At 38.6% G+C, this 22,238-nt stretch carries 19 protein-coding genes and 2 pseudogenes; 14 read left to right on the forward strand and 7 right to left on the reverse strand.

Translation table 11 applies throughout. From position 1 onward, the window contains the following. Window positions 1–22 precede the first annotated feature (22 nt). Window positions 23–181 (reverse strand): annotated as a pseudogene (locus DTOX_RS22785) (nucleoside monophosphate kinase); the annotation flags it as partial. A 281-nt stretch (window positions 182–462) separates the two neighbouring features. Here DTOX_RS22785 and DTOX_RS02530 point away from each other — a divergent pair. From DTOX_RS02530 to DTOX_RS02565, 8 genes are all read left to right on the forward strand, one after another. Next, on the forward strand, window positions 463–1,659 hold the full coding sequence (locus DTOX_RS02530) for a quaternary amine ABC transporter ATP-binding protein (RefSeq protein ID WP_015756154.1): 1,197 nt from the start codon (window positions 463–465) through the stop codon (window positions 1,657–1,659). Continuing rightward, entirely contained in the window at window positions 1,649–2,482 is an 834-nt protein-coding gene (locus DTOX_RS02535; RefSeq protein WP_015756155.1) for an ABC transporter permease, read from the forward strand. Before DTOX_RS02530 ends, DTOX_RS02535 begins: the two co-directional genes overlap by 11 nt. A gap of 15 nt (window positions 2,483–2,497) precedes the next feature. Next, window positions 2,498–3,397: a glycine betaine ABC transporter substrate-binding protein gene (locus tag DTOX_RS02540; protein WP_015756156.1), complete on the forward strand. Its 900-nt coding sequence runs from the start codon at window positions 2,498–2,500 to the stop codon at window positions 3,395–3,397. Between the two features lie 143 nt (window positions 3,398–3,540). After that, entirely contained in the window at window positions 3,541–4,914 is a 1,374-nt protein-coding gene (locus DTOX_RS02545; RefSeq protein WP_015756157.1) for a TrkH family potassium uptake protein, read from the forward strand. A gap of 96 nt (window positions 4,915–5,010) precedes the next feature. After that, the gene (locus tag DTOX_RS02550; RefSeq protein ID WP_015756158.1) at window positions 5,011–5,688 is read left to right on the forward strand and encodes a potassium channel family protein; all 678 of its coding nucleotides are present in this window, start codon (window positions 5,011–5,013) and stop codon (window positions 5,686–5,688) included. A 296-nt stretch (window positions 5,689–5,984) separates the two neighbouring features. Next, window positions 5,985–6,578, forward strand: coding sequence for a TetR/AcrR family transcriptional regulator (locus tag DTOX_RS02555; protein ID WP_015756159.1), 594 nt, complete (start codon window positions 5,985–5,987; stop codon window positions 6,576–6,578). A 24-nt stretch (window positions 6,579–6,602) separates the two neighbouring features. Then, window positions 6,603–7,787 (forward strand): efflux RND transporter periplasmic adaptor subunit, encoded by a 1,185-nt coding sequence (locus DTOX_RS02560; RefSeq protein ID WP_015756160.1) that lies wholly within the window; start codon window positions 6,603–6,605, stop codon window positions 7,785–7,787. A 4-nt stretch (window positions 7,788–7,791) separates the two neighbouring features. After that, window positions 7,792–10,872 (forward strand): efflux RND transporter permease subunit, encoded by a 3,081-nt coding sequence (locus DTOX_RS02565; protein WP_278184586.1) that lies wholly within the window; start codon window positions 7,792–7,794, stop codon window positions 10,870–10,872. A gap of 567 nt (window positions 10,873–11,439) precedes the next feature. Here the strand turns inward: DTOX_RS02565 and DTOX_RS02570 are convergent. Beyond that, window positions 11,440–13,200: an IS1634 family transposase gene (locus DTOX_RS02570; RefSeq protein WP_015756162.1), complete on the reverse strand. Its 1,761-nt coding sequence runs from the start codon at window positions 13,198–13,200 to the stop codon at window positions 11,440–11,442. A gap of 695 nt (window positions 13,201–13,895) precedes the next feature. Between DTOX_RS02570 and DTOX_RS02575 the strand changes: the two genes are divergently transcribed. Continuing rightward, the gene (locus DTOX_RS02575; protein WP_015756163.1) at window positions 13,896–14,684 is read left to right on the forward strand and encodes a hypothetical protein; all 789 of its coding nucleotides are present in this window, start codon (window positions 13,896–13,898) and stop codon (window positions 14,682–14,684) included. Between the two features lie 237 nt (window positions 14,685–14,921). On the opposite strand, the gene DTOX_RS02580 is transcribed toward DTOX_RS02575, so the two are convergent. Continuing rightward, a complete protein-coding gene (locus tag DTOX_RS02580) occupies window positions 14,922–15,395 on the reverse strand; it encodes a spore coat protein (RefSeq protein ID WP_015756164.1) in 474 nt (157 codons plus the stop codon). A 262-nt stretch (window positions 15,396–15,657) separates the two neighbouring features. Between DTOX_RS02580 and DTOX_RS02585 the strand changes: the two genes are divergently transcribed. The 4 genes from DTOX_RS02585 (at window position 15,658) to DTOX_RS25215 (ending at window position 18,509) form a co-directional block, all read left to right on the forward strand. Beyond that, complete coding sequence (locus tag DTOX_RS02585; protein ID WP_087943733.1) at window positions 15,658–16,167, forward strand: DUF3231 family protein; 510 nt, start codon at window positions 15,658–15,660, stop codon at window positions 16,165–16,167. A 437-nt stretch (window positions 16,168–16,604) separates the two neighbouring features. Beyond that, window positions 16,605–17,168 (forward strand): tropomyosin, encoded by a 564-nt coding sequence (locus DTOX_RS21235; RefSeq protein ID WP_479690837.1) that lies wholly within the window; start codon window positions 16,605–16,607, stop codon window positions 17,166–17,168. A gap of 299 nt (window positions 17,169–17,467) precedes the next feature. Further along, on the forward strand, window positions 17,468–18,430 hold the full coding sequence (locus DTOX_RS02595; protein WP_015756167.1) for a DUF1835 domain-containing protein: 963 nt from the start codon (window positions 17,468–17,470) through the stop codon (window positions 18,428–18,430). After that, window positions 18,375–18,509, forward strand: coding sequence for a DUF3658 domain-containing protein (locus DTOX_RS25215; protein WP_422698388.1), 135 nt, complete (start codon window positions 18,375–18,377; stop codon window positions 18,507–18,509). Before DTOX_RS02595 ends, DTOX_RS25215 begins: the two co-directional genes overlap by 56 nt. Window positions 18,510–18,745: 236 nt before the next feature. Here the strand turns inward: DTOX_RS25215 and DTOX_RS02600 are convergent, their stop codons facing one another. The 4 genes and pseudogenes from DTOX_RS02600 to DTOX_RS02610 form a co-directional block, all read right to left on the reverse strand. Then, entirely contained in the window at window positions 18,746–19,177 is a 432-nt protein-coding gene (locus tag DTOX_RS02600) for a Fur family transcriptional regulator (RefSeq protein ID WP_015756168.1), read from the reverse strand. Between the two features lie 190 nt (window positions 19,178–19,367). Beyond that, a pseudogene (locus DTOX_RS21930) lies at window positions 19,368–19,586 on the reverse strand (peptide deformylase); the annotation flags it as partial. Between the two features lie 79 nt (window positions 19,587–19,665). Further along, a complete protein-coding gene (locus DTOX_RS02605) occupies window positions 19,666–19,989 on the reverse strand; it encodes a DUF5320 domain-containing protein (RefSeq protein ID WP_015756170.1) in 324 nt (107 codons plus the stop codon). A 125-nt stretch (window positions 19,990–20,114) separates the two neighbouring features. Next, the gene (locus DTOX_RS02610; RefSeq protein ID WP_015756171.1) at window positions 20,115–20,282 is read right to left on the reverse strand and encodes a 4Fe-4S binding protein; all 168 of its coding nucleotides are present in this window, start codon (window positions 20,280–20,282) and stop codon (window positions 20,115–20,117) included. Between the two features lie 746 nt (window positions 20,283–21,028). On the opposite strand from DTOX_RS02610, the gene metK reads away from it, so the two are divergent. Beyond that, a complete protein-coding gene (gene metK / locus DTOX_RS02615) occupies window positions 21,029–22,210 on the forward strand; it encodes a methionine adenosyltransferase (RefSeq protein ID WP_015756172.1) in 1,182 nt (393 codons plus the stop codon). Window positions 22,211–22,238 lie beyond the last annotated feature (28 nt).

Below are 22,238 nucleotides of genomic sequence, written 5' to 3' on the forward strand. Positions count from 1 at the left end.
GGCTGATTTCCAAGAAGGGTCGTATGAATTCTTTAGCCTTTTTACCCATGTCAGTGCCTTCTTTAATAGCGGCACGGAACATGTCCCTGTGAAATATGCGTAATCGCCAGTTCCTTAACCAATACCTCTGCTTGAGTGCCTTTGCCTGCACCCGGGGAGGTCCCATAATTAAAAGATTCACAAACAATCCCTCTTGCGCTTGTCTTTATATATTAAGGCAATACCTCCATTAAATTCTATTATAACGTAAATTATCAGCTTAAGGAAGTAAAAAAATCGGTTACTTAATGACAAGTCATAGATAAATTATGCTCTATTATTTAGTGGTCTATCATTTTTCTGTAAGGCGAAATATCCTTATAGAGAGATAGATAAATATTAAAATCTTTCTCAAAATGAAAATATAATGATGAAAAGGCAACTAAATTAATTACAAGAAATAAATATAGAAAGGGCAAAAACATGTCCAAAATAATAGTACAAGACATAATAAAAATATTCGGTGACCATCCGGAACAGGCACTTAAGCTTTTAAAACAAAATGTTTCAAAAAAAGAAATATTAAAAAAGACCAAACAAACTATAGGTGTCTATAATGTGAATTTCGAGGTAGGAACTGGAGAAATCTTTGTCCTTATGGGGTTGTCCGGCAGTGGAAAATCGACTTTACTTCGCCTGTTAAATAGACTAATTGAACCTACCAGGGGGAAAGTCTATATTGATGGAGAAAATGTCACAGCAGTTGATGATGAAAAACTCAGAGAGATTAGGCGTAAAAAAATTGGTATGGTGTTTCAACGTTTTGCTCTCTTCCCTCACCGAACTATTTTAGAAAACGTTGCTTACGGCCTGGAAATACAAGGTATGGGGAAAGAGGAAAGGGCTAAAAAAGCTAGGGAAACACTGAAACTAGTTGGCCTAAGTGGATGGGAAGACAGTTATCCCGGGCAACTTAGTGGCGGCATGCAGCAGCGAGTAGGGTTAGCTCGTGCTTTAGCCAGCGACCCTGATATTTTGCTTATGGACGAGGCTTTTAGTGCGTTAGACCCTCTAATTCGTAAGGAAATGCAAGATGAATTGCTTTCTCTTCAAGAGCAAATGAACAAAACCATAATTTTTGTAACGCATGACCTTGACGAGGCATTAAAAATAGGGGACAGGATAGCGCTTATGAATGATGGAACTATTGTCCAAATTGGTACTCCTGAAGAGATATTAACAAATCCGGCAAATGAATATGTGGAAAAGTTTGTTGAAGATGTAGATATGACCAAAGTTTTAACGGCTGAAGGAGTAATGAAGCGCCCGGATGTAATCGTACGTCTTAAAGACGGTCCAAGATCCGCATTACGGCTAATGCGCGAAAATGGTATATCCAGCATTTTTGTAGTTGGTAAAGACAGGAAACTGGTCGGTTTAGTAGTTGCTGATGATGCGCTAAAAGCTACTCAGGAGAAGAGGGATTTTAGTAATATTATTATTGAAGATGTGCCAACTGTTGCTCCTGATACACCCATTAATGATTTAATGTCGTTGGTGGCAGAATCAAAATATCCTATTGCCGTAATAAATGAAGATAGACGCTTGCTTGGCATAATTGTACGGGGTGCTGTTCTGGCCGGGTTGGTTAGAAGAGGTGGTGATGATAATGTTGCCTAAAATCCCTATTGGGGATTGGATTGAGTCAGTTGTTGAAATTATAGGTAATTACTTTGGTCCCCTTTTTGATATTATTACGGGCGTGATAAATTTTTTGGTAGGGAGTCTATATGAATTATTTATTATAACACCTGCGCCTATTTTCATAGTTTTAGTTATGGCTTTTATTTGGGTGATTAGTAAAAGAATTGTCTTATCAATAGGTTCTGGCCTAGGATTATTACTAATTTATAATTTGCAGCTATGGGTACCTTCAATGGAAACTCTGGCGCTGGTTTTGTCAGCAACATTTTTTGCATTGATTATAAGTTTTCCTATCGGCATACTTACAGCCAGAAGCGGTGTTTTTCATAAAGCTGTTATGCCGGTTCTAGATTTAATGCAAACTATGCCGCCTTTTGTATATCTTGTTCCCGCAGTTATTTTCTTTCAGATAGGAAATGTTCCAGGGTTAATTGCTACTATTATATTTGCTATGCCCCCTGTAATTCGCTTAACCGGGCTAGGGATTAGACAAGTTCCGGTTGAGTTGATTGAAGCAGCCGAAGCTTTTGGCTCCACACCGGGCCAAAAACTAGTTAAGGTTCAGATTCCTTTAGCACTTCCTACCATTATGGCCGGGGTTAACCAGTGTATTTTATTAGCTCTATCCATGGTAGTAATTGCCGCCATGATTGGAGCCGGAGGTCTCGGAAGTGTGGTTTTAAGAGGTATTCAAAGATTACAAGTTGGTGTAGGCTTTGAGGGTGGTTTGGCTATAGTTATAATCGCCATAATTTTAGACCGGATAACTCAAAGTTTAAGCAAAAAAAATAAAACATAAGGGAGGAATTTTTAGGTGCGAAAGATTTTTAAGTTATTAGGTATTGTTGGTATGCTGATTGCGTTAAGTACATTACTCTTTGGTTGCGGCAGTAGTGACTCCAAAGATGGTCAAAGAAATGTCAGTGTTAAAGAAAAATTTAATGGTGAGATTATTGGTATCGAGCCTGGTGCCGGTTTGATGAAGAAAACTGAACAAGCTATTAAGGATTATGGTCTTGATTTTACTCTTCGTGATAGCAGTAGTGCAGGTATGTCTGCTACTCTAGCCAATAAAATTAAGAATAAGGAATGGGTTATAGTAACTGGTTGGACACCACACTGGAAATGGGCAGCTTATGATTTAAAATATCTTGAAGATCCTAAAAAAGTTTTTGGTGAAGAGGAACATATTTCGACTATTGCACGTAAAGGATTAGCAGAAGATAAGCCGGAAGCTTATAAAATATTGGACAATTTTCACTGGACCCCAGATGATATGCAGACTGTTATGTTAGATGTTCATGAGGGTATGAGTCCGGACGATGCTGCTAAGAAGTGGATTGCTGCGCACCGGGATAAAGTTGTTGAATGGACTAAAGATGTAGATAAGTCTGCTGCTGCAGGAAAAACAGTTAAGTTAGGTTATGTTGAGTGGGATTCTGAAATTGCCAGTACACATGTTGTTAAAAATGTAATGCAGGACTTAGGATTCAAAGCTGAAGCTACTCCGGTAGATAATGCAATAATGTGGCAAGGCGTATCACAGGGTAGTTTTGATGCTATGGTATCAGCATGGTTACCAGGTACTCATGGAGATCTCTATGATAAAGTAAAGGATACAATTGACAACCTTGGTCCAAACTTGGAAGGAGCAAAAATTGGTCTTGTAGTTCCAGACTATGTGACTATTAACTCAATAGAAGAATTAAAATAATTTAGCAGACGGCCTTTTGCCGCCTGTTTTTTTTTGAAGCAGCAGATACCAAAATTAAAAGAGATATGCCCATAAAAAATGGAGTTTGATCTAAAAGTGTACTATAATAGTATATATTTTAGAATTTTGCGGGGGAAAGTCATTTGGCTTACTTGAAATCAACTCGGTTAAACTTTAATAAAAGATTTTCCTTGACACCAGTTCAACTAATGGTTTTAGGGTATTTTTTATTTACTATTATAGGAGCCATGCTTTTAATTTCACCTTTTTCCCTAAATACAGGTAAACAATTAAATTTAATTGACGCTTTTTTTACTGCTACCAGTGCCGTTAGTGTAACAGGACTGACCGTTGTTAGTACCCCCGACACTTTTAGCTTAACGGGTAGGATAATACTGTCATTTTTATTGCAATTTGGCGGTATCGGGATTATGGTACTTGGTACTTTGGTTTATATACTAAGTGGAACAAAAATACATTTACGGACTTATGCGATGATTCGGATTGAGCAGAATCAAACATCAATACATGGCATGGTTTCTCTTATGCTTTTCATACTCAAAGTTGCTGTTATATTCGAAATTTTAGGCGCAATTATCCTAACCTCCCGCTTTTTTATAAACTATCATATGCCCTTCTCAGATGCTCTAGGTATGGGCATATTTTACAGTATCTCCGGTTTTACTAACGCAGGCTTTGACTTGTTTGGGCATGGCTTACAAAATTTTCAGCAGGACTATTTAATACAAAGTGTTATTAGTATCTTACTGCTGTCAGGCGCTATTGGTTTTCCTGTTTTGTTGGAAGCCCACTCTTACTATTTATCCTTACGAAAAAAAACTCGATTTACTTTTTCCCTTTACACAAAAGTTACAACTATGACTTTTCTGATATTATTGTTTTTAGGCTTTATTTTTGTATTATTGTCCGAACTACACGGCCCCCTTGCTAATATGTCCTGGCAAGAAAAAGTTTCAGTAGCTTTTTTTCATTCTCTGAATACGCGCAGCGGGGGCTTCAGTACCATTGATATAAATGTTTTCTCTACACCAACTTTACTGTTTTTATCTTTGCTAATGTTCATAGGTGCCTCTCCCAGTAGCTGCGGGGGTGGAATCCGTACTACAACTTTTGCAATAAACCTAATTAGTGTATTTTCCTATATGCGAGGCAGAAATAGCGTTAAAATAATGAATCGTGAATTATATCCGGAGGACATTCTAAGGTCATTCATGGTCTCTTTTTTTGCGGCCATGCTTGTGATCCTATCAGTAATATTTTTGATGGAGACAGAGAACTTTGCTTCAAGGGAAATATTGTTTGAAGTATGTTCAGCTTTCGGTACTACCGGACTGTCCACTGGTATTGCAACGAATTTAAGCGTTACGGGAAAATTGATAATTATTTTCTTAATGTTTGTAGGTCGTGTGGGTATCTTGTCATTGTTAATGCTGCTGCATAATCATCGGTTAAGAGATAAGTATCATATTATAAAAGAAAGGATTATAGTTGGATAACTATTATCACAGAAAAACCAGAAGGTCAATATAAATTTTCAAGAGTACCGGTGTCTGGCGCTATGCAAAAGAAGAAGGTTTAATCCGGTTAGGGGGTTGTTTAAAGTCAAAAAAAAATCTATTATCGTTATAGGGATTGGCAGATTTGGTCGTGGAGTGATCGAAGGCCTTTTTGAAAGGGGTCATGATATATTAGCCATAGATAGAGATGAGGCAGCTTTAGATGATGTGCGTGATATGATAGTTTCTGGCACTATTTTAGATGTGGAAGATGACGAAGAATTAAGCCGGATTATCGGAAAGAACAATTTTGAAGAAGCGGTGGTTGCAATGGGTAATGATTTTGAAGGAACACTTATTGCCACCCATGTACTGAAAGAGGCTGGGATTTCAGTTTCCGTCAAAGCTGCCAGCGAAAGAAGAGGGATTGTGCTTAAAAAAATGGGTGCAGACCGAGTCGTTTTTCCTGAAAGAGATATGGGTCGAAGGTTAGCCCATCTTATTTCTAACGATGCGATTATTGATCTCTTAGAGTTACCACAAGGGTTTGTAGTAGAGCAGATGGAAGTGGGTGTCAGGTTTACCGAACGAACCTTTGTTGAAATGAATATTCCCAAAAGGTTTGCCGTATATGTCCTGTTAATTTACCGTGACAACCAATCTATACTACCTCAGGCAAATACTCGACTTAAAAAGGGAGATGAGATTATCATTTTTGGTCAGAGAGATAAACTGGAATTATTTGAATTGGAAAACCTTAGGGATGATAAATAAATTCTAATGATGCATCGTCCCCTCTCATCAGGAGAGTTGGCAATTCCATATTTACAATCCAAATCCATTAATATTGTGAAGCTGATAGCTCCTATCTGGGATAATTGTTCAGGTAGGAGTTTGTATTTGGCACTAAGAATCTACTTCCTTTTAAAAAAACCGATTTGCCGGACTGAAATGTTTTTAACAATACCTGATCTGAATTAAAAACAATAGAAACAGGTATTGACAGGATATGTTTTTATGAGTAAATTAGTGAGTAAGTACTTACTAACTATGGATCGGTGGTGGTTTTTTTGAGATTAACCTCCCAAGAGCGCAAAAAACAGATTATTAACGCTACTCTAAAATTAGCTGCTCAAAAGGGTATCAGTCGGATTACTACAGCTGAGATAGCCAAGGAGGTTGGTTTATCAGAGGGTGCAATTTTCAAACATTATCCAAATAAGCAGGAAATAATTCGTGCTGTAGTTGAGATGGTTCAGGATTCTATAATAGGGAAAGCCCACCGGGTGGATTCTTCCCCTCTGACAGCCAGGGAAAAGTTAAAGGAATTATTACGCTTTCACCTGTCTTTTCTGGGACAAAACCCTGGCATACCAAGGGTTATATTTTCCGAACAAATGTTACTGGCTGATAAAGAGCTAAAAGAGAATATGAGAAATTTCTTAAAGCTGGAGTATTTACAGATTATAAAAAATATTTTTGAGCAGGGTGTTGCCGAGGACGTCTTTAGGGGAGATTTAGATCGGGAAATGATTATTTTGAACTACGTCGGGTTAATTCAGAGCAGTTGCTATAACTGGTCCTTGGAGGATTACACCTGGGATATTACTGAGTCATGGCAGAAGATTTATAATTACCTTATAGCTGTGTGGGGAAAAGTTTAAACAAGGGACGGGGGGTTACATTTTATGAAAAAAAAGCTGTTCATAGTATTAACCATACTCTTAATCTTATCAGGGGCAATAACGACAGTTCTGCATAAAGAAAAACAAGTTGCCGCATTATCAAAACCGGAAACTGCTCCCTATGTTTTTAACGGTGTAAAAGCCTATAAAGGCAGTATGACCAATTACCTATCATTTCAGGGAGAGTTTCAGTCCGACAATGAGGCGCAAGTTAAAACAAAGCTAACCGGTAATATTCTGTCTATACTTGAGGAAGGTACAACATTTAAAAAAGGAGACGTCCTGGTAAAACTGGATGATCGGGAAATTGCTGACGGTATAAATGTGCTTGAATTCAATAAAGCAGCCCTAATCAATGAAATGGAAGGACTGCAAACTATAGTGAGCGCCCAAAAAATACAAATGGAAAATGCTCTAAAAAACTATGAGCGCAACAAAACTCTGTTTCAGAGTGGCGCATTGTCTGGACAAGCTCTGGACAATGCCCAAAATTTATACCAGCAGGCACAGTCAAGCTATCAGGATATCAACACAAAACTAAATGTCTACCAGCAAAAGATCAATTCCCTGAACAGCCAGATCAGCCAGCAAAAAAATTTATTAAGTTATACCACTATATTGGCTCCCTTTGATGGGGTAGTAGCCAAAAAATTATTGAATACCGGAGAGCTTGCCGGCTCAACCTCTCCCATACTACAAATAAGCGGGTTGGGTGGATACAAAGTGATGGTTAAAGTGCCGGTGCAGGTGGCTGCTCAAATAAACCTTCAGGATGATACTCTGCTTACCTACGGGGAACAAGTCGTCAGAGCACAGATAGACAAGGTTCTTCCGGCAGGAGAAAATAACCTGTCCGTTATTGAGTTAAGACTGCCGAACAATACTTTTCAAGTACCTGTGCACACTTTTTTACAGGTACAAATACCAACCGGTGCCCAACAAAACGGTATAATTATACCGGTGGAGGCCAAATTTAAAAATGCTGACAATAACACTTTTGCAGTCAAAGAAGTAAACGGGTTAGCTGTGATAATTCCGGTCAAAGTACTGGTAGAAAATAATCAAAATGCTTGTGTAGAGGGGAATATACAGTCAGGGGACACTTTAGTCATCGGCTATGAAAGCAAGCTGCTGAACCTTCCCGCGAATACCAGGATAAAGGTCGTGTTGAAAAATGATAATAAGTAAAATAATGAATAGGCCTCATTTTATTTATACCATACTTATCATTTTATTCGTCATGGGAGTAGTAGGCTACTTTATGCTGCCCCAGAACATGTTTCCCGATGCCGAGAGGCCGCAAATTTCTATTGTCACTTTGGAACCGGGAGCCTCTTCATCTTATATTGCCGATCATGTTAGCAGGCCTATTGAAAAGGTGCTCTATAGTGTTAGTCAGGTGCGTAAGGTAAGTTCAACTTCGAGGGATGAGGTTTCCGTGGTCACCGCCGAGTTTGAATACTCCAAGGGGTTGGAAGGAGCGGCAACAGATACGGCCAATGCCTTGAGCAGAGCTACAAACTCCCTGCCTCAGGATATTAAGCAACCACAGATTTATAAAATCGGTGCCTATACCCCACCGGTCATGATTTGGGCTTTATCTCCCCAAAAGGGTTCTAACCTGGCCCTGGCAGACGTTAGGTATCTGGCTGCCAACAGCATAGCTGACCAACTGGTTAAAGTACGTGCTATTGCCAATGTGGATATCTTCGGCGGTTATGAAAAAGAAGTTGTTGTAGAAATCAATAAAGACAAATTAAGTAGTTATGATTTGAACATTGCCGATGTGATAGTCGCTTTGCAAAAAAACAACAGAGATATTCCCCTTGGTTTAGTTATCAGCAATCACAAGCAGAATATTTTTAAGCTGCAAATTGAGGCTTCGCAAATTGAAGGTTTAAACAATATCCAAATCAATAAACTGGTCACCATGGCTGATATCTCCAATGTGCGCTATGGTACTAAGGAGCGTACAGCGGGCTATCATGGCAATGGTGAACCGTCTATTGCACTGGCCATTCAAAGGCCGGAGAACGGTTCTGTCTTAGCAGCAATTGATGCGGCAGAAGCCGAATTGGAGAAGTTAAAGGCTCAGTACCCGCAAATAAATTTTCAGGTTACTGATTCATCAAGAGATTTGGTGGAAAAAAGCAATGAAGACATGTTCGCTTCCTTAAGAGATGCTATTATCATGATTTCAGTAGTTATGTTTTTATTCCTGGCAAACTGGCGGATTATGCTGGTGGCTGCTCTGTCCATACCCTTTGTTTACCTGGGCACCATCTCTTTAATGTGGCTGTTCGGCCAAGAAATTAATATGGTTACCCTAACCGGTATTATCCTCGCTCTTGGTATGTTGGTGGATGACGCGGTGGTAATATTGGAGAATATCGAAAGACACCTGCATGAATTAAAGGAGGATCCGCTGACTGCAGCGGTTAAAGGAACCCAGGAGGTTATGCTGGCTGTTTTTGCCGGTACTGTTTCCACTATGGTTGTATTGGCTCCCCTATTATTTGTGGGGGAATACCCGCAAAAAATCTTTCGTCCACTGGCAGGTACACTAATCATAGCCATTTTTATTTCCTATTTGGTCTCGATTACTTTTATTCCTTTGATTGCACCAAAACTGTTGAGTAAAAGCAAGGGGAAAAACAGGCTTGAGTTTAAGGTGCAAAATATATGTGACTTTTTTCTGAACCCACTGAAAAGTTTTTATGTAAAAAAACTGAATCTTCTGCTTGACAAACGCCGGTTACGGCTAATACTTACCGTTAATCTGATTGTACTGCTGACTGTCAGTGTGCGGGTTTTGATTCCTCTGTCCGGGCGTGATTTAATGCCGCCCATGGATACCGGTATCGTGAAAGTAGATGTTGCGACAGACAGTAATATGGATATAAAAAGTGTAGAGAATTTATTATTCGGCATAGAAAAGAAAATCTATGATACGGGCAATGTCAAAATGCTTTCCTCAAGTATAGGATCAGAACCCGGAGTGTTTACGGTTGGGAATGGGAATACGCAAAATATTACGGTAACTGCACATTTTATTGACCGGTTTCACCGAAAAGATAACATTTGGGAGATTGAACAAAAAATCCGTAAACAGCTTTTGCAGATGCCGGATATTAAATATGTAAATGTTTATGATTACGGTGCTACTCCTTTGTCAACTATTAAAGCGCCTGTGGATGTGATGCTGGCCGGGAGCGATCTGAAAAATCTGGATATTACCGGTAATATGGTTCTGGATCAGATGAAAAATACCGGTGGGTTGACCGGTGTTTCGCGATCCTGGACTAATGACAGCAAAGAATTTTATTTTAATATTGATAAAGCTAAAACTTCCCTTTATGACACTACACCTGGCGATGTAGTTTTGCAGTTATCTCAGAACATTCAGGGAAGCGTGGCTTCAGTCTTTTCTATACCGGGAGAAAGTGGTTTGCCCGTGCGGGTAATACTGGCCAGGGATTTTAGGAAAGATGTGCAGGACTTTAGTACATTTCTGGTGAAAACACCCAAAGGTTTTGTACCTCTGAACAATTTAGGCAGCATTTCTCAGGTTTACCGGCCTACCATGATTACCCGGCAGGGAATGGACTATACCCTTGATGTGTACGGTTACCGGGCGCAGGCCGCCGTGACTCATATCATGAGCGGTGTGGACAAGGGTTTATCCACAATTAGCTTACCTCCTGGCGTTAGCCTTTCTCAGGCCGGGGATATTAAGGAGCTGCAGGATTCGCTTATCCGCATTTTTGCTGCTATACTAATAGCCCTGTTCCTGCTGTATGCTGTACTGGTAGCAACCTTCAAATCATGGAAGGCCCCGCTGGCAATTATGCTGGCCATACCCCTTTCTCTCATCGGGGGGGCCTGGTCCTTAATTTTGACCAACAAGCATATGTGTCTGCCGGCTATTATGGGTTTTGTTTTGTTGAGCGGGATTATTGTTAAAAATTCTATTTTATTGATTGATTTTACGGAAGAAGCTTTGGGACAGGGCACACCTCTGCGAGAAGCACTGCTGAAGAGTGTTACTCTGAGAACCAGAGCAATTCTGATGACTGCCTTTGCAACAGCCGTGGGAATGGTTCCGATTGCCATGGAGTGGGCCATAGGTCTGGAGAGGCTATCTCCTCTTGCAGTAGTGGCTATTGGCGGACTTATTTTTGGTACATTTTTAACACTACTGTTTGTACCGGTATTTTATGGCATGATGTCGCATAAGAAGAGCGACCGTCCAACCCTAACTCATAATACTTAATCTGATAATATCACGATATCCCATACTTTTCTGTCAATAAAATTTTATGTAGGTAAACATACAAAAACCCTTAGGAAATAATTCTAAGGGTTTTTGTACAGGGTTAATATTAAGGTCAAGCGTTTGACCTATTAATACCGGTCAACGATACACATTAATATGCTTACACACCCGGCCAATCGGCCTGGTTGTATTCCAGGGGTCTTATTCTTACGAAGGGAAACCTAATCTTAAGCGTGATGTTTCGAGTGAATACAATTGTTGTATGACTGATCATTGAGTCGTAAGAAATGGATTGGAATTATTTTACCGAGCCAGACCCCGGTAAAAATTTGGAAGGAGTGATTTTCTCTTTTCAAATTTTTTCGAGCAATTGCCTAAAATTATATTTTTATGTAATCCATTATTTCATAATGCTAACAATAGTTAATCCGCTTGTTTACAGCAAAAGTTTGGATAAGTTATGCTAAAATCTAATTGTAATACTTAAACCTTAGTTTGGCGTAAGATTTTTCCAAATGCAGTCGTAGCAAGGGCTAAGGTACTCTTAAAAAAATGCGTTCGCTACTACAGCCAATTTTCGGCCTTTTGTAAAATGTTTTTAACATGCTTTACGTCCACAATTGATTCACATCCAAGCGCTTTTAATATTTGTTGTTGCTTTTCGGAGACCTTTGTGATATTTAAGTGTGTCTTTGCCTCCGATTTATCAAAGACCCAGCGATTAGCCTTGCACTCAGCTAATAAGGCTAAAACCGTCTCAGTTGAATTGGAAATTCCGTGCTCCTTAAGTTGGAGCTCAATATCATTTCTCAGAAAATAGGCTAGCATGCAAACAGCAACATGGGCCCTTACTCTTTTCTCCCTGGTTAAATAAATTGGACGTAATTCAAGATGTGATTTTATCTCCCTAAAGGCTTCTTCAATTTTATTTTTCCGTCGATACCACTGTACTATTTCCTGAGCAGATATACGCTCTTGGGTAATATTGGAGATAAAACATGTGATTCCATACAAACGTTGTTCTTTCTGCAAAGCAGTGTTGTCAATAGTATCTGAAAGCTGAAATGATTCAACAGTACGAGATTTACCAGTTTTAGTTGTAACGGTACGAGAACAGGGCGTAATCTGAACGGACAAATATTTATGAACATGAAACCGTTTCGAGATTTTGCTGATTTCTCGCTCAAGAGTGTCACGATTTCTTGATTTTTTGGCTTGTTTCAAATCCCCATTTTTTTTGATTAGCCACCTATTAATTTGTTCTACCTTATTTCTTTGTATTTGGTGCTCATCAAGAAAACGTGCCACGTCAAAAGTTATAATGTATCGCCGATTATCATCTTCAAATTCTCGGTAATACAATATGTCATCATCTATTGGTTGAAATTCCTGCATCGCCAAGACTTGTTCCCAGTCCTCCGGCATAGGAGGGGTTGGCAATGCTGTTTCGAAAAATGATAATACGTTAATCTCGTCCCTGTCCATTGCCGAAACATAATCCCAATTTGTTTTCTCTAATGTTTTAAGGTTATCAGCAGATACCATACCTCGGTCAAAAACCATGGTGCAGTGTTGTATGGGAAAACAAGTCTTGACGTTTTGGATTAAGTCGCAAACTGTGGAAACATCCTGAGTATTACCCTCCAGCAACTTCCAATAAAAAGGGTAACCATCCGGGGTAATCATCAAAGCAATAACAATTTGTTCGCAATCGGGACGGTGATCCCGCGAGTAGCCAAACTTAGTAAGTACGCAGCGACTTCCTGTTACATATGTAGAGGTAATATCATAAAAAAACACATCCAGGCTATTTGGTCGCTTTTCTTGAATTTTACGAAACATATATGACTGTAGCTCGGTTTCTCGCTGGCATAGTCGGTCTAGTTCTCGAAAGATATCAAATGCATTCATTGACAATGGATCTGTATCTATATAGGCAGGCAGTACTGTTTTGGTCATCCACTCCTGCACATTGCATTTCGCAACCGGGTCAATACAACGGTTAATTACCATACCTGTAACCCAGCGGTCATCCTGAAAGAACTCGTGAAACTGCCATTGTTGCCAGATATGAACCAGAACAGCTACATCTAAATATGCTCCATGCTTTGTGACAACAATATCATCAGATTTGGCCACAACAAGATCTTGGTTAGAGTGGGCATTAAGCGTTAAGCGTAACCGATCGGCTGCTTCATCATCAAGAGGGCCAATTGCAAAAATTAAGCGGTGTTTAACTTTACCGTTGTCTCTAAATGATTCGACTATACTATAATGGGAGTATTTTTTCCCTTTGACTGTCTTAACGGATTTCTTGAGAAACATCGTAGCCTCCAATTTGTTCGCGACTACTATAATTCTATCAGAAATCCAGTATATATCAAGGTTTTATTGGTGTATTCATAAAAATATTCGCTACTACATTTTTATTATTAGTGCCGTGTAAGCCTTGATATAGCTGGGGTTGGAAAATATTTGCGCCAAAGTCCGGCTTAAATCGAAAATTTATATCTATTGCAAGATATGATAAATTGTGATAGGTTTTACCTTAAGGGTATACCCAAATATTACTTATTAAAGTAACTTTTTAATTTAATGTTGTCAAGTTTACATTAAATTAAGGAGTTGATAATATGATTCAATATCAAAAAACACCATGTTACCCGCCTAAAGGGCAAAAATATAATAGTGGCTCAACAGGTAAACCGGGAACGACTTGCAACCGTATATTCACAGTAACCTAGCCTGAACTACTATTAATATCATTATATTATGTGTATTTAGAGATTACAATATTCTAAGCGTTTTCAATGGATGTTATTGTCTTTATCCGAAATATTGCACATAGCGGTTTAAGTTACTTTCACATTTGGCTTGTATGAAAAAATGATACCAAAGTAGTGTTTACACTTTCTGTGTTTGAGGGGGTAAATCCAATGTGCCTTTCGAATTAAAATATGGTTTTTGCAGGTAATAATCTGGAAAGTTACTTTTGAAAAATAAAAGGAGTGTAAATTCAAATGCTAAAATCCAAAAAAATTGTTTCAATCTTGTTGGCAATGATGATAGTCTTAAGCATAGGGTGCTTAAGTGCGTCGGCAGAAGAGTCGGTAGATACAACATCCAGGGGCTACCAATTAATAAATGGAGATGTTTATGATCTTCATGGCAACTTGTTACTTAAGATGTATGATGGATTTACTGCGGATGGATACGCCCTTGACCCCAATTTTACTGTTCATGATCCAAGTACTTATGTGCAAATTAATGAAGATGAGATTTCACTAATGACGACTGAGATTTTAGATACAACATCCAGGGGCTACCAATTAATAGATGGAGATGTTTACGATCTTCATGGCAACTTGTTAATTAAGATGTATGACGGATTTACTGCGGATGGATACACCCTTGACCCCAATTTTACTGTTCATGATCCAGGTACTTATGTGCAAATCGATGAAGATGAGATTTCACTAATGGCGACTGAGATTTTTAACGGAACCAAATATTTAAATAAGAACATTGATGGTAATCAAGGTGTGCAATTGGGTGGTGATTTTACAGTTAGCTCTAGTGAACCTAACTGGCGTTTGACTTATAACTCAGGAGTGCCAACCGGTGTGAATTTTGGAGTATATAATGTAACTAGAGGTACTGTTGTGGAATGGGTACCTAAAGTTCTACCGGGAAAATCTTTAAGTGATGTTTTTGCTTATACTAGTTCAAGATCAAATGATGTGTATCGAACTATGGGGAGTGCAGAGGGTTCTGCAGGCCATGCAAGCTTGCGAGTTGTAAAATGCTAGCACAGAGAGAATACTAAAGAAATTACACTCGTGTAAATAGCTGCTTAAATGATGTTTAGAAAGCATTCATTTCGGCTGTTGTTTCCCCAAAAACATAGCGGCTACCTAGATAAAATTGGGGAGGTTTGTCCATTAAAGCCAAGCTGCACTAAGGCTTTTTCTCTGCTGTAAAACTAACGTGTATGCTTTCAGCTAGGGACCCAGGGATAGGCTGGGTCCCTAGCTTTTTACTAATTCTTATTGTGGATTATACATTCCATGTTGTTGCATGTAGTTAAATATTCCTTCACCGTGCTGCTGTTCTTCTTTTTGGATGTGTTGCAGTGCCTGGCGAACCGGAGAATTTGCAGATTCAAAAATGGCCGTATCGTAGGTACCAGATACGAATTTTTCTGTCATTAACATGTCTGTGCAGAGTACGGCGTCATCCTGGTAAGTCATTCCTGCTTGTGGTTGGCTTTGAATCTGTTGGGTTTGCTGTTGCAAATCTTGACCTTGATTGCCACCAAGGATAGGTTGTTGCCCTTGAAGTAGTTGGTTGATCGTATCGTAGTGTTGCTGTTCCTGAGATGCATACTGATTGAAAAGCTGTTTAAGTTGGGGGTCTTTAGCTTGCTGAGCGTAATTGGTGTACTTTTGGATGCAAATCTCTTCGTGAGTCTTTTGATCCTCAAGAAGCGTTCTTTCCTTTTGAGTTAATTGCAATGGCATCTTATTCACCTCCTACATTATTTTGTACGAAAGGCTCAGGTTTATTCATAATTACTCAACGCCAAACTGAGCAAAGTTAATGTTGCAGCTCGGGATCACCGCTGACTTAGTAATGTCCGGGAATTATCAGGCATTATATGAATTTCTCCAACTTTGCCTATGTGTGAGGGCTAAATGGTGTAATAAGATGAATATTTATATTAAGCATGTGACAGTTTATGATATAGGCTTAAGATATTTAAATCATGCAAGGGGTGAGAGAATGAAGTTGGGATTGTTAGACAAAATAATAAAACAGGAAGATATTGACTCGGGTATTCATTCCGGTGAAAGCTACATTATTTGGACACAAATCGTTGCTAGATATGATACTTTGGAATTAGTAGATGTTATCTTGAATTTTTCTAATGATTTGGATTTTAAACTTCTTGTAAAAAGAGGAATAGATAAAGTAATAAAGCCTCAGTTAAATCAACTTATAGAAAAAGCTAAATATTATAGATTGCCTCTTCCTCCCAGACCGCCTGAGAGTCAAAATTTATCATCAAATATGGAAACTTTTAGAGATGAGTTCTTATATAAACTGCTGATGGATGGTAGTCAGACAGGCCTTGATGTTCACCTTAAGGCCATTAAAATATGCATTAACGATGCTTTGAGAGATATGTTTATGGAGTTTATTCTGCAAGAAATGAAATTGTACGATGAGCTAATTAAGTATGGAAAAGTTAAGGGATGGTTAGAAAATGCACCAATTTATAAAAATAATTAAATTATTTAGAATACTTGAAAGACAATAGGAAATTGCTGACGGTTAATCCCGTTAGCGGTTTTTTATTCCTTTTTTAGATTCCTCTCATTATCCTTCGTTCTTTAATTTCTTTTTTATACGGCATAACTATCGTTATTTACTGTGTTTAGTTAATCTAAATTAATTACAATTATATCGTAACGGAATCATGTAGCTGATATGTTATGCTGACTAAACATTTGCGGAAATATCGCGAAGCTGATAACTCCTATCTGGGATAATTGTTCAGGTAGGAGTTTGTGTTTGGCACTAAGCAACAGTGCTAATGCACATTGAGCCAGAAAACACCATGGAAGTGATGTTGGGGGACGCGGGCAGCTATATGCATGGGCAAACGATATAGTGTTTGACGTTATAAAAGAGATACCCGGGTTGAAGGAATAAATGCTATAATAAAAATAACTCTTAAAAGGAGGTCGTCGTGCATGGAAAACACTAACGAAGAATTAAAGCACATTAAAGAAATGGTTGCACAGTTAATCAGGATTAGCGCTAACACAACCGCACTTATGGAAGAATTAAGGGATAGTGTCGGAGCTTTAGAAGGCAAGATTGATAATTTAGAAACTAGGTTTGATAAACTGGAAACTAGGTTTAATAATTTAGAAACTAGGTTTGATAGGCTGGAAACTAGGTTTGATAATTTAGAAACTAGGTTTAATAGGCTGGAAACTAGGTTTGATAATTTAGAAACTAGGTTTGATAATTTAGAAACTAGGTTTGATAACTTAGAAAATAGGTTTGATAACTTAGAAAATAGGTTTGACAACTTGGAAAATAGGTTTGACGACTTGGAAACAAAAGTAGCCACTAAAGATGACTTAGCTAATCTTGCTAACGGTATAGACGAGAAATTTGACGAACTTAATGAAAAGCTGCACCAACAAAACGAGTTTTTTCTTGAAAAATTCGCGAAGCATGAGCAGGATATATTTATGCTAAGGAAAAGGTTAGTGGGTTAAAAAATTCCCTTTTCCATGGGAAAGTTTCTTTATCAACAATAGGGACAGAAAAATATTGTTAAAAACAGGGGAGGATTTTTGCAAATTATAGAGAATATAGCTTTAAAAACGCGGCAAGAAATTGTGATGCGGGATATGGGCGAGAAACTCAAAGCAAATTGTATTTATAGCATATTTTTACCACGAAGGTATTGACCTATAAAGAGGTTAACTTTCGTGGTTTTATTTTTCTTTTACTTATGCTATATTTATCTATAGATGTATTAAATGGTATTTTGCTATTGAGGTTGGTGTTCTAAATGATTAAAGATTTGCGAAAAATAGTTAAGGAACTAAAAGAGAGTGAGGCCAAGAGTTTATTATTAATTATTTTGCTAAAGATAAAGAGGTTAGAAGAATCAGGCTATTCTAGTAAGCAATTTTCAGATGAATTATATGAAATGTACAAAGAACTGCTAAATTTCTCTCAAATTAAGAATAAAACTGATGAAACATATCAGATAATACACATAGTTTTCGGAAACTCATCCGGGGGTGCTTTGAAGGTAGCACTCAGGGATTTAGATTTGGAACGTAAAGAAAAGGTAATTGTTTTTTTTGATGATATATTCTCTATTGGTCCCATATGGAAATTACAAGATGAAGCTGGACGTACATATAGATATGAATGGTTAAGGAATCACATTAATCTTGAAGACGATTACTTGGATGAAGATGATTACGAAGAAAGCTTTAGAGATATTCTTCATCAAATTAATGCCATTCCGGAACAGGTTCCAATCATAATATGGAACGGAGAAAATGCTCATGAACAGACAGGGGTTCGATATGCTCTATATTTATTGCACAAAAAAACAAACGATATTTTTCTAATAAATACTTTAGAAGCTTATAAAGCTTATTTTAACAACTCTAGTGATGAGTATTTTCCTTTATATACAGCTGCAATTGATCCCGAAAAGTTAAAAGCAATCTATGAGAAAACTAGGTTGAATAAACCCTTGTTACCTGAAAATAGAATGCGATTTGTACAAGAATGGGAAAGCCTTGCTAACAAACAAGAGGTTTTACGGATATGGCAAGATGGAGAAATACAGAGTGTTGCCGATAGTTTTTATGACCAATACATCATCAATACGGCTCAAAGGCTTCATAACGCGCAAAAAGAACAAGGACTTTATAAAATCGGCAGGATTAATCGGAGAAGTGTTAGCACATTTGCGCCAATATATTGGGGACCTATTTTTAGAATACAGAATTAGACATTTAATATATAACGGAGTGTTTCAAATAAAAGGAATACCTAAAGCAATGAGATATTACAGTGTAAAACTACAATAAAAAATGGGATATTGCAGTTCTTTCCTGGTTAAAATTGAATTGTATACCGGCAATTCTCGGTTTATAATTAAGAAAAAGTTATACCGGAGTCGAGAAAAATGTTTGATTTCGAAAAAACAAAAATATATCAAAAAATACCTCCCAATTTTTCTCCATTTGGTGGGTCTAATCAATCACATCAACTCCGTTTAGCATACTTTTTTTTATTATACTTGAAAATATAATCATTTAAACAATTACCCTTTACAACTGCTACAGTATCCGTAAATTTTCATTGATTTATCAGCAACCTCAAATCCTTTTTCTTCCGAAATCCGGTTTTTGAATTCTTCAGCCATTCTATCATCTAATTCCGTCAGTTGTCCGCATTTTAAACAAATTAAATGGTGATGCATTAACCTGTCAAACATTACCAACTCGTACCGTGCCGATGAGTTTTCCATTGATAATCTTGACACTATACCAATCTTTTCGAATAATTCCATGGTACGATACACCGTCGCCAGTCCTATCCTTTTATTATTATCTTGTACTGTAAGAAGTCCATAAATATTTTCAGCTTCAAGATGATGTCCCCTGCAATTGTATAGAATCTCAAGGATAGCTTTTCTTTGCAGCGTAATCCTTAAATTGCATTCCTTAAGCAAATGATAGGCCCGGTTAAGCAAATCAATTCACCTCTTTCAAAATCAAAATTTATTTAATTTTTCAATACTTAAAAGATCATTGACAATATCCTCGCTAAAGAAGAATCCTTCTTCTTTTTCATCGCCGGTTATGTATTCAACATGCGCTCCGGATATGCTGCGAATAATTCTGCAGCATTGACAAGGCTATCTCTTGAAGACCTTTTTAACTGATAACTGGATTAATAGACCCTGTTCCAACGTCAATTACAACAAGTCGTCGTAATATGGCAACTTGGGTGGCCGCCAACCCGGTTTCGTTTGCATTATACATGGTTTCAGCCATATTCTTAAGCGATGTCAGTATCCTATTGTAAAATTTTTCAATCGTTCTTGTCTTTTTCCGCAATATATCATTTGTCTGATAATTCATAATGTTTCGCAACGCCATATATATCTTTCTTTGCCTGAAAAATAATTTATAAGAAGAAGGCAGTAATTTTACCTGCCTTCTTCTTATAAATATGGGACTATTCAGTGTCTTCTTTAAAACTTGAAAAACGCTTTTTAACCTGTTCAAGCTGGCTTTCTAAAAACTTAACCTGCTGGCTTAAAAGCTCCTTTTCATCTAAAGCAGGTTCATATGTTCCAGTGTATGCGGGATAGCCTAAGCGCTTCCATCCCGGCAGCCCAGTTGCATGGAACATCCTGCGGGAACCGCGTCCTCCTCCGAATCCACATCTAAAACTGACCGGATTTGCATAACCGGGAGCTGTAAAGCCTGCGCAAAAACCTGCGCCTCGTCCGGTCATCCGTCCCATTCCCATCGGGCCCGTTTCGTCTCCTCTCGGCATAATTTTCACCTCCTCTCAAATTAACGTCTTTGTCATTTAAGTATTGCTCCTCTTCCCGCCACAGGTCCTTGTCCCAACGGACCAGTTCCATCTCTTCCAGGCATAATAAAATCTCCTTTCAAAATCTATAAACTTATTGCTTCATTTGGACATTCTTCAACACATGTACCGCATTCAACACATTCGTCGCTGATGACTGCCTTACCATCTTCAAGTTTGATTGCCCCTACAGGGCACACATCCTCGCATTGGCCGCAGCCAATGCATTTTTCCTTGTTTACTAAAGCTGCCATAAAAATTATCTCCTTTACAATGTAGTTTGTTTTTGAAAGAGTTATTGTCCTATGCTCATAATTATAATAACTCGATTGTGGTCATATGTCAATAATTGTGTATAAAAAAGTTAAGATAATTTATCTAAACAAAAAAGAGAGCTATAACGCCATAAGCTCTCTTTCGATGATATCTACCCGGATTAAATAAACTTTTTATCCCAAACCATTTTTTTTTAAGGCAAGGGTTGCGGTGAAGAGTGTGAGGTTACTCCATGGGCAATAAGGTCAACCGGACAGCCATATAGGTTGTTTACAATATTTTCGGTAAGCCCCGGTTCTCCGTGATAAATAAGATAACCATTGAGGCAAAACAGCCTGCGGATCTGTGAGGAAATAGCAAGCAGACCATATATCTGATTGTGTGCACCTCCTGGGGCAGAATTTATTGAAACGAAAAGAGATGGGGAGTTATACCAGGAGAAGACAGGAGCAGTCTGCCGGGAAACGGATCGATGACAGGCAGAGGCGTAGGTCTTTGCTCTGGGTTTTTATTTTTTGAATATAATAAATGTAGACAGGTTATTTACATATGACCAAAACAGTGCTACTATATTACATATAAACAAAAGACCATAACCTTATATTGTCAGTTCATGCTAGCAAATTGCAAGAAGAATGTTTTGCGGAGGATGTCCTGGCAGAATAGCGAAAAAACCACTTTTGTATTTTTTTTGTATATCGAACCCAACGAAAGGAAAGGGAAAATGAGAAATAGAGTATTTACATCGGAATCGGTGACGGAAGGCCATCCGGACAAATTATGCGATCAGATATCGGATGCCGTTTTAGACAATATTTTAGAACAAGATAAAAATGCCCGGGTAGCTTGCGAATGTGTAGCCACAACAGGGATGGTGCTTGTTACCGGCGAGATAACGTCTTCATGCTATGTTGATATTCCATCCATTGTACGCCAAACTGTGCAAAATATAGGTTATGACAATCCCGAATATGGTTTTGACTACAAGGCTTGTGCAGTGCTTACCTCGATCGACGAGCAAAGTCCGGATATTGCTATGGGTGTTAACAGTTCATATGAAGCCAAGAAATTAAAGCCGGATGAGGCGGATTATATTGGCGCAGGCGACCAAGGGATGATGTTCGGTTTCGCCTGTGATGAAACACCGGAACTCATGCCTGCACCAATTTCCTTGGCCCACAAGTTAGCGCAGCGTTTAGCCGGGGTACGCAAAAGCGGTGAGCTTAATTGGCTCCGGCCGGATGGCAAAACACAGGTAGCAGTAGAATATGATGATAGCGGCAAAATCTTACGGTGTGCGGCGATCGTGGTATCAGCCCAGCACAATCCGGATGTTTCTTCAGACACTTTACGGGAAGCAATCATTGAAACAGTTATTAAGCCTGTGATACCGAAAAAATATCTGGACAAGGATACCCATATTTATGTCAACCCGACCGGATGTTTTGTGATCGGCGGACCTGTAGGGGATTCGGGCCTTACGGGACGAAAGATAATCGTAGATACCTATGGTGGTTACGCCAGTCACGGCGGAGGAGCATTTTCAGGAAAAGATCCGACAAAGGTCGACCGTTCGGCAGCCTATATGGTGCGCCATATTGCCAAAAATATTGTTGCCGCAGGGCTGGCCCAACGCTGTCAGATTGAGGTAGCCTACGCCATAGGTGTTTCCAATCCAATTTCAATCCATATTGATACCCAAGGGACCGGTATATTTTCCGACCAAAGACTTGCAGATGTCGTCAGGGAGTGCTTTGATCTGCGTCCGGCAAGAATAATCTCGTATCTTGACCTTCGCAACCCGATTTATACTCAGACCGCTGCTTACGGCCATTTCGGGCGGCCTGAACTAAATTTACCTTGGGAGCGTACGAACATGGCAGAAATACTAAAGCAGTACAAATAAAGGGGAAATGAGTATAGCTTCAACGGTA

This window comes from Desulfofarcimen acetoxidans DSM 771 (assembly GCF_000024205.1).
Taxonomy (GTDB): domain Bacteria; phylum Bacillota; class Desulfotomaculia; order Desulfotomaculales; family Desulfofarciminaceae; genus Desulfofarcimen; species Desulfofarcimen acetoxidans.

Coding starts and splice junctions, on each gene's coding strand:
- DTOX_RS02605 (WP_015756170.1), bottom strand. CDS start 19,989: ATGCCGAGAGGAGACGAAACGGGCCCGATGGGAATGGGACGGATGACC.
- DTOX_RS02530 (WP_015756154.1), top strand. CDS start 463: ATGTCCAAAATAATAGTACAAGACATAATAAAAATATTCGGTGACCAT.
- DTOX_RS02610 (WP_015756171.1), bottom strand. CDS start 20,282: ATGGCAGCTTTAGTAAACAAGGAAAAATGCATTGGCTGCGGCCAATGC.
- DTOX_RS02560 (WP_015756160.1), top strand. CDS start 6,603: ATGAAAAAAAAGCTGTTCATAGTATTAACCATACTCTTAATCTTATCA.
- DTOX_RS02570 (WP_015756162.1), bottom strand. CDS start 13,200: ATGTTTCTCAAGAAATCCGTTAAGACAGTCAAAGGGAAAAAATACTCC.
- DTOX_RS02565 (WP_278184586.1), top strand. CDS start 7,792: ATGAATAGGCCTCATTTTATTTATACCATACTTATCATTTTATTCGTC.
- DTOX_RS02580 (WP_015756164.1), bottom strand. CDS start 15,395: ATGCCATTGCAATTAACTCAAAAGGAAAGAACGCTTCTTGAGGATCAA.
- DTOX_RS02595 (WP_015756167.1), top strand. CDS start 17,468: ATGATTAAAGATTTGCGAAAAATAGTTAAGGAACTAAAAGAGAGTGAG.
- DTOX_RS02575 (WP_015756163.1), top strand. CDS start 13,896: ATGCTAAAATCCAAAAAAATTGTTTCAATCTTGTTGGCAATGATGATA.
- metK (WP_015756172.1), top strand. CDS start 21,029: ATGAGAAATAGAGTATTTACATCGGAATCGGTGACGGAAGGCCATCCG.
- DTOX_RS02585 (WP_087943733.1), top strand. CDS start 15,658: ATGAAGTTGGGATTGTTAGACAAAATAATAAAACAGGAAGATATTGAC.
- DTOX_RS02535 (WP_015756155.1), top strand. CDS start 1,649: ATGTTGCCTAAAATCCCTATTGGGGATTGGATTGAGTCAGTTGTTGAA.